This is a genomic window from uncultured Cocleimonas sp. (assembly GCF_947495625.1).
GTDB lineage: Bacteria > Pseudomonadota > Gammaproteobacteria > Thiotrichales > Thiotrichaceae > Cocleimonas.
In genome coordinates, this window is the sequence record NZ_CANLZW010000061.1 from 1 (window position 1) to 12,306 (window position 12,306).

Genomic DNA, 12,306 nt, shown 5'->3' on the forward strand with positions numbered 1-12,306 from the left:
GGGTGACCAAAAACAGCCTATAAGTACGGGGGTGACCAAAAACAGCCTATAAGTACGGGGGTGACCAAAAACAGCCTATAAGTACGGGGGTGACCAAAAACAGCCTCGCGAAGCATAAATTCCAATATCGTTTTTATAAAACAAAAACGAGTTGTCATTCATAAGTAGTGGGTGACTTTCTTAATGTAACCAAGCGTCAATCATTTACAAATTTCCATTAATTGCATTCAAAGAATTTAATGGAGTCAATAAACATGAGGAGAGTTCAATAATGGCTATGCTCATTTCCACAATATTGATGAAGTGCTTATAACCAAGCTTAAACAAGATACTGGTAAAGTATATCCGCAGCTTGCTGAGCTCCATTGGCTTTAATACTGGGTTTATCCCAACTTGTGTTTAGCAATTTCTTTATACGTTCTGGAAACTCTTTTTGCGTTAGCTGATGGCGTGTTACTGATTCAAAATTGCCATGTTTTTTGCACCAGCTAAATAGATTGCTTTCTTCAGGCCAGTCGGGCCTTTCAATACATAACACGGGTATTTGGTGTGTTACCGCTTCAACCATTGTGCCATAGCCTGTTTTTGTCAGTATCAGATCTACCGAGCTTACAAGGTCAATATAGGGTATTTGAAATACGGATTGGGGGAATATGTCTTTTCGGCTTGAGGTCATTGTGTTCGGCACAATCCAGTTTACATTTTCGATTTCTGGCAGGATTTCAATCGCCAGCTGCATATCTATTCCTCCCAGACTGACCAGTACAAACTTTTCCCGGTTCTTATCAAGGTCTGTCGATTGGGTATAAGCCGAGAGTCTGTGTTGATTGCCATGTTGTGAAATGGGGCCTATAGCCTTGCCATTTGTTACTTCAGGCATGTCCATTGATGGCGTGGGTTGTAAAAAGGAATCTGCTTTGTTGTAAGCGGCAACAATCTGTTTATAGATAATGTCTGATTTGGCTTGGTGTTTGCAGTAGTTATAGAAAATATCGGCCCAGTTTAGGGAGCAAAGCGCAATGGAGGGAATCCCTAGCGAATGAGCTGCATCTAGACTGATATAAGGGATATCTGCAAATAAAAGATCAGGCTTTAGTGTTTTAAGTAACTGAGTTTGCTCGCTTAATGTCTGGTCGTATGTGTCATGGAATTGTTGGTACCAGTCATAAGATGCTTGTTCATTAACACCAATGGCATCATTCATGATCATGCCTTTATCCAGTTCCATGTGGACGTAATCAAATTTAAAAGAGATCTTGGACCTAAGCATATTCTCAGGGAGTGCCGTACGTATGGTCACATGAATATCTATTTCCCTTGAATCCAATGCGTTGAGTGTTGGCGCTACCTGAGCTAAATGCCCGAAACCATGTCCTGAAATATCAACCAGTAAATGTTTCATAAATTTCTAATAAAAAAGATACGATTGTGGCATAGATTAGATGCTGGTTCTGGATTTATGAAAGATTCAAAAAGTGCCCATAAATAGGGGGGTGACCTAATTTATATCTCTGCCGAATACGGATCTTCAGCAAGTAAATAAGCCTTCAAATCTGCCTTCTGCGGTTGTTCATTTAACCAAGCTCTGAATTCTTTTACTTTTTCGTAGGTATCAATTCCAAATTTGTCTTTATAGAGATTACTAAAGGTTTGTTCTGCGCTGTTTTCTCTGATTTTGCTTTGCCATTGTCTGGTTGCAACGGCATTTAAAGAACCTGCCAAGCCTTCTGCTTTGAGTAATTCCCACTCTCCACGATCTAGCCAGATTCCAGCTACGGTAGAGCTGTAATCTATACGATGTTGATTAGTGGCTGAGATTCGGAATTTTCTCATAATGCTACCAGATGCGGGGCAAATTAATGCCTTCTTGGTATCAGTGGATTCTAGTTCGATTTCTATGTTTTCAGAAAATTGATAGTCTGGCTTGCGCGCTAACCATGCAACGTAATCTTTGATTAGAATCCAGTGTCCACCACAGTCTGTGCAGGTATGAGCGGGAAACTGTCCTTCAATACTACTGGGCTTTAGAAAACCGTTGTTGCAACTCGTACAATTCATGATTTACATCCTTTAAAAAAGTGCCCCAAAGGTAGGGGGTGACTCTAAACTCTATTATTTAATCTATTTAAACAACCTAAATGATCAGCCGTCAGCATCAATTATAATTCTATATTTCGAGCTTCAAGTGGCTTGAGCTCTCTCTGTGAATCGTATTGAGAAGCCCATGATTATTTTTGACTATTTTGTTTGAGGCTCTTTAATATACTGTTTTTAACTTCTTCTGCTGATATGGTTTTTTCACCATTGTTTAAGCTTTCAAGCCTTTCTATGAGCAGAGCATCTAGCTTTTCGTTTCTTCTGTTCTCTTTTTTATTTATGTATTCTTCAAGTGGTAGTGATACATTCATGAGACTTTTCCTTTAACAACAATTATTGTCAACTTATCAGGTTCTTGTGTATTTTTAAATTAAGAAAAAGTGCCACTACACGCTAAGTTTTAGTATCGCCTCATAAGGTGAGCTAGTGCTTTTTTTAATAAAAAACGCCCCAAAGTAGGGGGGTGACCTACAAATTCTTTTCCTTCTCTTTCTCTTTTCTAGTCAATCTCGAAAACCATTTCGCTTTTTCTTGCGAGGCTTCTGATACTTCTTCCAGTTCGCGATTCATTACTGTCATGCCTTCTACGATTTTAGAGAGCTGTACTACGATTTCTTCGCTGGTGGTTTTCTGTGAGCTGGTTTTATTGTTCAGGTTTTCGGATAGCGCTTTTAGTGATTCAGCTAATAAGGTGTCTGTGGCTTTTGGTTCTGCCAATGACTTCTGCACATTCTCGATGCTGTGAGACATATTGCTGAGTGAGGTGGCGAGTAGAATCGAGGCTTTGTCGGCTTTTGATTCGGTGTCTGCCGTGTCGTTTGCAGCAGATTTTTCCGATGCCTGTTGCATCGCTTGTAACGAGCCTTTCAGGGTGCTCGAAATATCAGATAACTGCGTGACGAGTTTTTCACTGCTGTCGTTTTGTTTGAGTGATTGATTCACCGCTTCGATATTGTCAACCAGGAAGCCGAGCTTTTCACTAATGTCTAAGCCGATGGTGGCTTCTTCATTGCCGGTCATTTTATTTTTCATGAAGTCTTTTTTGATTGCTGTCCAGCGCGCTTTTTGTTCTTTGGTCATATTGCCGCGTAGTTCGGCGAGTTTTAACAGGTTTTCTTCAGCGCCGTTGGTGAGTAATTGTGCTTCACCCAGATAATGATCTTCGATCATCTGCATCATTTCTTCTTCGTTCATTACCGCTGATAGCTTCTCTGCCATTTTATTCATATTACGGTAACTGCCTTGCAGCTTGAACGGTGGCTCTTTTCGGTAAGCATCGTTTTGTGCGGCTGAGGCGATGTATTGCTGGTTTACTTTCAGGATGACTTCCTGAATCACGAACATTTTCTTTAACACTTCAACAATTTCGTTTAGCTCTGCGCCGCTGTAATTGTGCTTGAGATCTGTGGAGGCGACTTGCTTGCCTTTTGCCATATCAATCAATAAATAAGTGTCTGACATTTCACGCGTTGCCAATGGTGCAAGCACGGGATTGGCGGTTAAGCTGTTTTCGATGTAACTGAGTGAGAAGGCTTCTTCGTGATCGCCGAGCATGTCACCGAGGTTGTAAATATCAGCACGGTTGGCGAGCATGTCGGGTATCTGGAACACATCGCCCGATTCGGTGTATGGGTTACCTGCCATGATGATGCAGAAGCGTTTGCCGCGCATATCATAGGTTTTGGTTTTACCTTTCCAGATGCCATCTACGCGACGGGTGCCGTCACTTAATGAGATGAATTTCTGTAAGAATTCTGGATGAGTGTGCTGAATATCATCCAGATATAGCATCACGTTATTGCTCATCTCTAAGGCGAGATTGAGTTTGTTTAACTCTTGAGCGGCTGTCGCATTCGGTGCCTGTTCTGGATCGAGCGATAATACATCGTGCCCTAATGAAGGACAGTTGATCTTCATGAAAATCAATCCCAAACGGCTGGCAACGTATTCCATTAAGGTGGTTTTACCGTAACCGGGCGGCGAAATCATCATCAACAAGCCCATCAAATCGGTGCGTTTATCTTCACCGACAGTTCCCATTTGTTTGGCCAGATTGTCGCCGATTAGTGATAGGTAGAGCTCATTGATAAGTCGGTTTCTAACGAATGAGGATAACGGTCTGGGTTTGAATTCATCCAGACGTAAAGATTCTGCCGATTCTTTCATGATACGGCTGCGAATGCTCAAGTAGTCGTGATAACCGGGGAGCACATGCGTTCTGTGTTGATGATAGCGACTTAAAAAGTCATCTAAACTCAGGTGTAATTGTTGTTTGTGAATGCGTGGATGGTCGCCCATTAAATCGCTGATGGTGATTTCCAGAGCAGTATTGTTTTCTTTCCACGTAATCGATTCGCATAACAGTAAAGCGACCGATTCTGGCACGTAATGCGCCAGTGTTTGATTTGCCTGACTGTTTTCATCTTTGTTTTGTTGCGCCGCTAACATCGCCGTTAGCCACGAGCTCGCCAGTGCCCAACGTTCGTGATGTTGATTTTCTAACTGCTCTAAACTACTTTCAAAAGTTTTCCATGCTTTGGCGACTTGCAGGTTACGGCGTAACTCATCGAGTAATTTTTGCGCGTACTGGCTGGAGACAAAGTTGATTTTTTCCTGTGCCAGTTCCTGACTTAGGTATTCGCAACTGCGTTGTGCGGTCGCTTCATCAATCGTGATTGGATAGCTTTTCAGGAAGAGATTAAATTGCTGTTGGATTTCTTCCTGCAATCTGGTGCTGGCATCGTGGTGATTGAATACATCGACAAGTTGTTTGGCGCTTAAGGCGCGTTTTTGCCAGCTGTTTTGCGGTGCTTGTGTTTGAGTGACTGACCAGAATAGTGCGGCTAAGCCTCTTTCCAACGGTGGAAAACGTAGTAAGCCACTGGTTGTTTGAATCGGCAATAATTGTTGTAGAATTTTGCTCGCGTCGTGATCGTGAATGCCTTTCTCATACGCTTCTTTGTAACGTGGTGTGGCAAAGTCGTGTACGATTTTTATCAGTTCGGCTTCGTCTTTCGCCGCAATTTCAAGCATTACTAAATCGAGATTATCTTGCTTCAATGTGGCTTTTTCTAAAATGAGTCCGGCTAAGTATTCGGCACGGTAAAGTACCGCTGATTCGGATTCGATATCCACATGCCAGAAGGCTTTTTGCGCATTCAGTTCTGCGTTGTCAATCGGCTCTACATAGTCGGTGCCATTCAGGTGCAGGTTTAAGCGATCGTCTTTAAACAGAATGCTTAAATCGAGTTCCTGCGTTGTCACACTAAAGCGATGGCGCGGACCTAATTTGATGACCTTGCCGCCTTCCTCATAGATTTCTGACTTGTCACGCTGTGAGCGTAAGGCTTGGTCTTTGCTATTTTTGAGTCGGCTTTCTATGTCGTCTGCTTTGACGCTGTCGTCAATCTCACGTAGCTTTTCTGCAATATCGCGGATTTTAATAACGAGCGGATCAGAGGCGAATAGGGTGTTTAAGGCATCAATATCGCTGAGTTTTTGCGTGCGTCTGTTTAATGAGGTGAGGATTCGTTCTGCCGCATCAAGTAGGTTTTGCGCACGACGTTGGCGTTCTGCTATTAGTGATTGTTTGTGCGTTTCAAAGGTTTCATATACTTCGTCGCGTTTACTGATAATGTCTGCGAGGAATTCATCGTGTTCGCTGAACTGGCCTTCCAGTTCTTCCAGCTGTACCAGTAAACGGTTGAGTTGTTCGTCTGCTTTATCAGGCGATGTCGCTAACCCGACGGCGTTGGCGATGCTCTGGCTAAACAGTTTGAATTGAACGCTAAACTGGGCAACTGCTTCGGCTGAGCCTAAGTCTTTGTATTTGTGGCGTGCGCGTGCTTTGCTCTGATTTAGTTTGGCATAAATGCTGGAGATGCTTTCGATAATGCGTGTGCGAATCGTGGCGTCTTCAACGTGTAGGGTAGAAACTAATTCGGAGATAAGATCGAGATCGCCTGCCATCTTTTCATAGTTTTCGATGACGGTTTTAATTTCGGCGCGGGTTTTGGCTTGTTCTGCTTCTTTATCCAGTTTATCGAGTTTTTGCTGATAGGGGATTAAGGATTTCTCTTCCGATAAAAACTTAAGCGTCTCTTCACCCAGCGCTTCTTGTTTATCAACCAGCGCCACATCCATATCTTTGATGCGGGCCTGATCGATATAGCGGTATTCTTTGATCGTGAGTAAGTGGCCACGTTGTTTGCGGATGCTATCTAAAGCATCGACAAATTCTTCGACTTTATCCCAGCTATCAGACAATAATTTTGAAAATATATCCGCCTGAGTTTGCTCTGCTTCCTGCATTGCCTGATCCGCACGTTGGCGAATGCTTTCTACTTTTTCGAATTCATCGAGAACCAGTTCTGAGGTTTTACTTATCTTTTGTAAGGTGCTTTTGACATCAGCGAGTTCGGGTTTATCTAGCCAGTAGTAAGCGCTCTGTAAACGCTCTGAGGCTTGCGATAGTTCGTTATATACACTGGCTGAAGCAGATTGCTTATCAATGGTACGAGAGATGCTGTACAGCTCTGAAATACCACGAACCAATTCGGCATTACCGATATTGGTGTAAAAGGACGCATTAGTGTTGGTGCTAGTGGCGAATTCTTCTGAGGTGAAAGCGGTTTGCCACACTTGCATCGGATGAATGCGCGTAGGCTCTTCGCTTTCTGAGCTGAAGATCACCATTTTGCCATCGTCATAAATACTGTAGCCGTGTCCGAATAACGGATTGGCAAGATCTTTCTCGATCATATTGTATGAAAACAACGCGATTCTGCCTTCTTCTGCTTCATAAAACACATACAGAATATCTTCTCCATTGGGTGAGCGGATACTGCGTTTGAAACGCATGCCTTTGGTTTTTTCGGCGAAGGTTTTTATCTCACCGTTTTGCAGGTAAATCCCACCAGGGAAAATAATGCCGTGATCTTCTGGAAGCTGTTGGCAGGATTGTCCGATTTCATCAATACGATTTACTTGGTTGTTCTGTTTGTTAAATACCAGATAACGTGTGACTTGTTCTTTGTAAGGGGTGATTTGTAGAAGTACAAATTTGCCTAAATCGGCATAAGCAATCGCTGCATCGTCAATTGATTGATTTTTTTCATCGACCGGTTCGGCGTAAATGCCTTTGCCCGTTTCGGTATTGTTTTCGACTTTTACCGTAAGGTCGCCACCAATGGTTTCGACAAATACCGTATCAAGGATGTTTATGTGCGGATGTCTGCCATTAACCGAATCTTCACGCGTGGTGTTTACCCATTCGAAATCATAAGGTGAGGGCAGTGCAATATCGTATTCACCACGATTATCAATGTAGGTGAGTTTGTTCTGGTTATCTATACTCCAGCGAAAAACACGGATATCGGTGATTTGCGCGCCGATCTGGAAAGAGGCTAAGAGCTTATTATCTTTAACAAGGAGCTGAATTAATCGCGCATTTTTGTAATAGGTATAAAGCTCGTTAAAGTCTGCGACAAATGATGCTTCACCGAGAAAGCTTTCTTTTATGGGAAGTGTTTCAAACTCATATTGCCCGTCTTTTTCGACAAGCTTGTAGAGCATGAAAACGTCTTCAATATGCGTTTCTTTTTTGAGACCGATAAAAACGTTGTAGCCAAAAATTAAGGTATCGCCAACTTGGGCAATATCTCTGGCGACACAGTTGTTTTCTGTACGAACACGCAAACGCCCAAGCACGCTCATTTCTGAGCTACCAAATTCCTCTAAACGCGCTTCGTTTAAGGTTTTAGTGTGCGTTTCGAGATCATTGGCTTGCTGTTCAAGACGCTTACGAATAATCTCGTAAGCGCTACTTTCAGATACAGCCTGATCTACAGCGTCGCTATTGGCTTGCGCAGTTTTTTTAGCTTCCGCGCTGTTATTAATGCTATCGGACATAGGATAAGGTTTTCAATTATTTAAAAGCAGATTTTATTTAGAGGCAGCTTTTGAGGCGAGTAATGTTCCCAGTACTGATTCAAGTGCCGGGCTTTTCTCAAGAACACCTTCTACAGTTTTGCCTAAACCTAATCCTTTTGTGAATGATTGCAGATAATCTCCGCCACCAACGATATCGATATTCGCGCTTTCTAGTGCAGTCGCGAGTACCTTGGCTTGATCGTCTGAGATCTCTTTATTCGCATCAATTTCAGCAATTGCTTGTTCGAAGTCTTTTTCTAGCTGCATACGGAATTCTTCATGCTGGCGAGAATCAGGGCTCATATCATTCATTGCCTTGAACTTCTCAACTAAACCTTCTGCTTCTGCTTTGAATTTCTCTTTTAGAACCATTGCAGCCGCAAGGCCGATTTTCTCGCTACCTGTTGCTTCGACGTCCATTTTCTCTTCCATGACTTTCACTTCTGCAAGGCCTTCTTTTTGCATTGCTTCTGCCATCACTTCTTTTACTTGTGCTTCAGCAAGACCAGGTGCAGCTTTTTCTGCTTGTGTACCTTCAGCCAATTGCTTCTTCGAGTCTGCTTCTTTAGCGGCTGCTTCTAGATTTGCTTGCGCTAGGATATTAATTTCTTTCGCTTTGTGACCCGCTTGTACTTCATCTGCCTGCGCTTGTTTGACTTGTTTAACCAACTCTTCTTCAGCTTGTGCTTCTGCGGCAATAACGGTTGCTTGCTTGAGTCTGTCTGCTTCGGCAACCACACGAACTTCTTTGATTTTTTCTTCTTGTTCGGCAACGCTTTTATCAACGATCACTCGTTCGCGAATGACATTGGCGATCTCTTTTCTTTCGACTTCGAGAGCTTTTTCTTTTTCGATGACTTGTAGCTCTACTTCGCGTTCTTTGGAGACGATTTCTAGTTCGCGTGCGCGTCCTACTTTTTCTTCTTCAATCGCTACAGCGCGTAAACGGTTGTTTTCAGAAACTTCCACTTCGCGCATTTTGTTTTGTTCCATCACCTGAAGTTCTTCTTCAGTCTTTATTCGAGAGCGTTCAGACAGTAAGCGCTGCTCTTCCTGGACTTTAATGGTTTCTGCTTCTTCTCGTGCTTGGATCGTTTCCACTTCACGTTTTTGTCTGGCAGTTGCGTCGGCTTCCTGACGCTCTAGTTCCAGCATTGCTTCTTTTGTTTCTACATTCTTTTTGGTAATGGCTAGTTCTTCATTTTTCGATAGTTCGTTTGTGCTGACGTTTTGAATCGCAGTTAATTCAGTGATTTTACGAATACCTTCAGCATCCAGAATATTGTGAGGATCAAGATGTGTCATTGGTGTCTGTTCAAGGTAGTCAATCGCTACGTCTTCCAGCACATAGCCGTTTAAATCGTTGCCAATAACTTCGATGATACTGTCACGAAAGGCGATACGGTTTTCGAATAGGGTAACGAAGTCCATATTTTTACCAACAGTCTTAAGCGCTTCTGAGAATTTGGCATTGAATAATTCATGTACTGCATCTCTATCAGAGGCTCTTTCTACACCGATCGACTTTGCAACTTTAAGTACGTCTTGCTGGGTCTCGTTAACGCGCATGTAAAAGGCAACGACGATGTCGGCACGGATATTGTCTTTACAGATCAAACCATCTTTATTTTTTCTATCGACTTCCAGGGTAATTAATGAAATTTTCATCAATTCTTTTTTGTTGATAACAGGCCAGACGATACCGCCAGTAAATTTAACTTTCGGTGTACTCGACATATCATTAATGATTAATGCCCAGCCCTGAGGCACTTTGATATAAAAGCGCGCGAAAGAGATTAATATAATCAGCACCAGTAGTGCGATTACTGCAATCGCGATCATTGTGAAAACAGTCAGTGAACCACCCATTTTTATGTACCCTTTTTTGTTTTAGTGTTTATTTTTTAAGTTGTTTAAATGTATTTTTATTAATTTTATTGAAGCTGTTTTTTATACCTGACAGTTATGCCGAAGCTCTGACCCGGTATGTATTTTCGTCTGCGATATATTCAGTGATAATGACGCTGTCACCGCGTTTAAAATCATTGGGTTCTTCAGCGCGTATTTTTAAAATAAGGTTCGCGCCTTCGTCATCTATTTCTGCATCCCCAAAATTCATTGTTACTTTATTTGTTCTTACAATAGCGAGGTGGCCAATCAGCGAATCTGCATGTCGACCTTCTGCACTTTCTCTTAGTTTATTAAAGAATGGCTTTAGCGGTGTAAGTAATGTTCCAACAATGGGGGCTGAGATAAATGGCGCTAGGATAATGATCCAGAGACCTACAAAAATCTCTACCAGATTACTTGATAATTTATCCTGATAGTAATGTACGGCAATAAAACAAATTACCCATGAAAAAAAGATAACTAAAGAAATGCTGATGGTCAGTGGAATCCCATCAAGTTTGATTTTGCTTAACCAGCCAGAAGTATCGGCAACATCTGGGACTTCAATTTCTACACCTTCTGAAAGATCAAGATCAGCGAAACCTAGGCTAGATGCAAGCCAGTAAAGTACGGTTAAAATCAGCAAGCCTGTATAGAAAAGCGTAGGGAAGGCGAATGCATTGTTTAGAAATTCAGTCATAAATATTTATTGTTTTTAGTATGTCTTAGCCAAGAGAAATAGACGGTGTGTAGCGGTTTATCAAGATCCATCATTCCATGAAGTTCTTTGAAATCTATTCAGATCACAGTCCATAAACAAGAATGAATTGAATTAAAATTTCTTATTACATTATTTTATCAGCAAATAATTTAACCTAACCTTAATGCGATGGAAGAAACGCTATGGATATAATGTAATAGGCGTTCAGTACGTTTTTGCTCAGAATTTAAATATGGCTTATCATTAGTTTAATAGTATGTGACTAATAATTACCATTTATCATAAAAAGTTGCACGCAATGTATAAATTATGATTTTATTGTTGCGCTATTAATAAATAGCACTTACATAACTTTAATAAAAACAGGTAATTAATATGAAATTAAAATCACTTTTCTTTGCTGTATTTCTGTCATTTCTTTCTTTTTCTGCATCAGCGGAAATTGTTAACTTGAATAAAGCCGATGCAAGTGCGTTACAGCATTATCTAAAAGGTGTTGGAGAGAAAAAAGCGCTTAATATTGTAAAATACCGAAAACAACATAAGAAGTTTGAGAAGATAGAAGAAATCAAGGAAGTTAAAGGCATTGGTGAAAAGCTGTATAAAAAAATTAAGTCGAGCCTATCCTTAACTAAAGGTGTTGTCGCTGCTCCTGATAAGGCAAAAGCAAAAACCAAGAGTAAAAAGAAAGTCGTGAAGAAATCAGAGCAGAAAGTTAAATCGAAAAAGAAAACAAAGCTTAAAAAGAAAGTAGATGATTAAGTCAGTAGTTAAGGTTTATTAATATGTGAATAAAAAACCAGGTTTATCCTGGTTTTTTTTGTTTTAAATTATTAAATAAGGAATTTTCTTGTTTAAAATAATTAAGACTAGTATGCTGGTCTTAATTGCAAATTATGAGCATATAAATGAATACTGAAATAGGAACTTATGATACAAAAACTAGGTTGGCGGAGATTTTGCGTCAAGTTGAAGAAACAGGGGCGAACTTTACAATTACTAAACACGGTAAGCCTGTAGCTGATCTGATACCTAGTAAAAGTAGCGAAAAAAGTAAAGCCGAAACAGCTATAAACAATATACTTAAATCAAGGAAACATCTTGTTACTGATAGGGATTTAGATGAGATGAAAACTAGTGATCGCAAATAATAATGGCTTTTGTTTTAGATAACTCTGTGTCAATGAGATGGTTATTGGCGAGTACAAAAAAAGCAGACCAGAACTACTCTGAAAAAGTACTCAAGAGTATGTTAGATGATGAGGCTTATGTGCCTGACTTGTGGCATCTGGAAGCTGCAAATGTTTTATTGAGTGCAAAAAAACGTTCTGAAATTGATGCGGGAGAAATTGAGATATTTATATCGCAACTAGAGAATCTTCCGATTCATACCGACTCAAGTACGTCTAAACAAGCATTTAATAGGACCTTGGCATTGGCAGATGCTTATAAATTAAGTAGCTATGATGCGGCATATCTTGAATTAGCTATTCGTGAAGGTCTGCCTATTGCTACCTTGGATAAGGATTTAAGAAAAGCTGCAAAAAAAGCAGGCATCGAAATTTATTTATCATAATCAAATAAAGCTTAAGTCACCCCCCATATATGGTCTCCTCCATTTTTGCAAAATAATATTCAACCGTTTTGACAGGGATAGATTTGCTTCC

9 protein-coding genes are annotated in these 12,306 nt (G+C 40.9%); 3 read left to right on the top strand and 6 right to left on the bottom strand.

Annotated elements, in window-relative coordinates; genetic code table 11:
* Window positions 1-319: 319 nt before the first annotated feature.
* From Q1A31_RS20615 to Q1A31_RS20640, 6 genes are all read right to left on the bottom strand, one after another.
* Window positions 320-1,402: a hypothetical protein gene (locus Q1A31_RS20615; RefSeq protein WP_299881598.1), complete on the bottom strand. Its 1,083-nt coding sequence runs from the start codon at window positions 1,400-1,402 to the stop codon at window positions 320-322.
* Window positions 1,403-1,503: 101 nt separating this feature from the next.
* A complete protein-coding gene (locus tag Q1A31_RS20620) occupies window positions 1,504-2,058 on the bottom strand; it encodes a zf-TFIIB domain-containing protein (protein ID WP_299881601.1) in 555 nt (184 codons plus the stop codon).
* Window positions 2,059-2,228: 170 nt separating this feature from the next.
* Window positions 2,229-2,408: a hypothetical protein gene (locus tag Q1A31_RS20625; RefSeq protein WP_299881606.1), complete on the bottom strand. Its 180-nt coding sequence runs from the start codon at window positions 2,406-2,408 to the stop codon at window positions 2,229-2,231.
* Window positions 2,409-2,565: 157 nt separating this feature from the next.
* Window positions 2,566-8,007 carry a DNA repair ATPase gene (locus Q1A31_RS20630; RefSeq protein ID WP_299881608.1) on the bottom strand — a complete coding sequence of 1,814 codons (5,442 nt, stop codon included), beginning with the start codon at window positions 8,005-8,007 and terminating at the stop codon, window positions 2,566-2,568.
* Window positions 8,008-8,040: 33 nt separating this feature from the next.
* Complete coding sequence (locus Q1A31_RS20635; RefSeq protein WP_299881611.1) at window positions 8,041-9,897, bottom strand: hypothetical protein; 1,857 nt, start codon at window positions 9,895-9,897, stop codon at window positions 8,041-8,043.
* Between the two features lie 94 nt (window positions 9,898-9,991).
* Entirely contained in the window at window positions 9,992-10,618 is a 627-nt protein-coding gene (locus tag Q1A31_RS20640; RefSeq protein ID WP_299881614.1) for an OB-fold-containig protein, read from the bottom strand.
* 396 nt (window positions 10,619-11,014) lie between these two features.
* Between Q1A31_RS20640 and Q1A31_RS20645 the strand changes: the two genes are divergently transcribed.
* The 3 genes from Q1A31_RS20645 to Q1A31_RS20655 all read left to right on the top strand — a co-directional run bounded on the left by Q1A31_RS20645 (window position 11,015) and on the right by Q1A31_RS20655 (window position 12,215).
* On the top strand, window positions 11,015-11,401 hold the full coding sequence (locus Q1A31_RS20645) for a helix-hairpin-helix domain-containing protein (protein ID WP_299881617.1): 387 nt from the start codon (window positions 11,015-11,017) through the stop codon (window positions 11,399-11,401).
* Window positions 11,402-11,547: 146 nt separating this feature from the next.
* Window positions 11,548-11,790, top strand: coding sequence for a type II toxin-antitoxin system Phd/YefM family antitoxin (locus Q1A31_RS20650; RefSeq protein WP_299881620.1), 243 nt, complete (start codon window positions 11,548-11,550; stop codon window positions 11,788-11,790).
* Between the two features lie 2 nt (window positions 11,791-11,792).
* Window positions 11,793-12,215 (top strand): type II toxin-antitoxin system VapC family toxin, encoded by a 423-nt coding sequence (locus tag Q1A31_RS20655; RefSeq protein ID WP_299881623.1) that lies wholly within the window; start codon window positions 11,793-11,795, stop codon window positions 12,213-12,215.
* Window positions 12,216-12,306 lie beyond the last annotated feature (91 nt).

Excerpts from the sequence above, each read along its gene's own strand:
- Q1A31_RS20615 (WP_299881598.1), bottom strand. The coding sequence starts at position 1,402 with ATGAAACATTTACTGGTTGATATTTCAGGACATGGTTTCGGGCATTTA.
- Q1A31_RS20620 (WP_299881601.1), bottom strand. The coding sequence starts at position 2,058 with ATGAATTGTACGAGTTGCAACAACGGTTTTCTAAAGCCCAGTAGTATT.
- Q1A31_RS20625 (WP_299881606.1), bottom strand. The coding sequence starts at position 2,408 with ATGAATGTATCACTACCACTTGAAGAATACATAAATAAAAAAGAGAAC.
- Q1A31_RS20630 (WP_299881608.1), bottom strand. The coding sequence starts at position 8,007 with ATGTCCGATAGCATTAATAACAGCGCGGAAGCTAAAAAAACTGCGCAA.
- Q1A31_RS20635 (WP_299881611.1), bottom strand. The coding sequence starts at position 9,897 with ATGGGTGGTTCACTGACTGTTTTCACAATGATCGCGATTGCAGTAATC.
- Q1A31_RS20640 (WP_299881614.1), bottom strand. The coding sequence starts at position 10,618 with ATGACTGAATTTCTAAACAATGCATTCGCCTTCCCTACGCTTTTCTAT.
- Q1A31_RS20645 (WP_299881617.1), top strand. The coding sequence starts at position 11,015 with ATGAAATTAAAATCACTTTTCTTTGCTGTATTTCTGTCATTTCTTTCT.
- Q1A31_RS20650 (WP_299881620.1), top strand. The coding sequence starts at position 11,548 with ATGAATACTGAAATAGGAACTTATGATACAAAAACTAGGTTGGCGGAG.
- Q1A31_RS20655 (WP_299881623.1), top strand. The coding sequence starts at position 11,793 with ATGGCTTTTGTTTTAGATAACTCTGTGTCAATGAGATGGTTATTGGCG.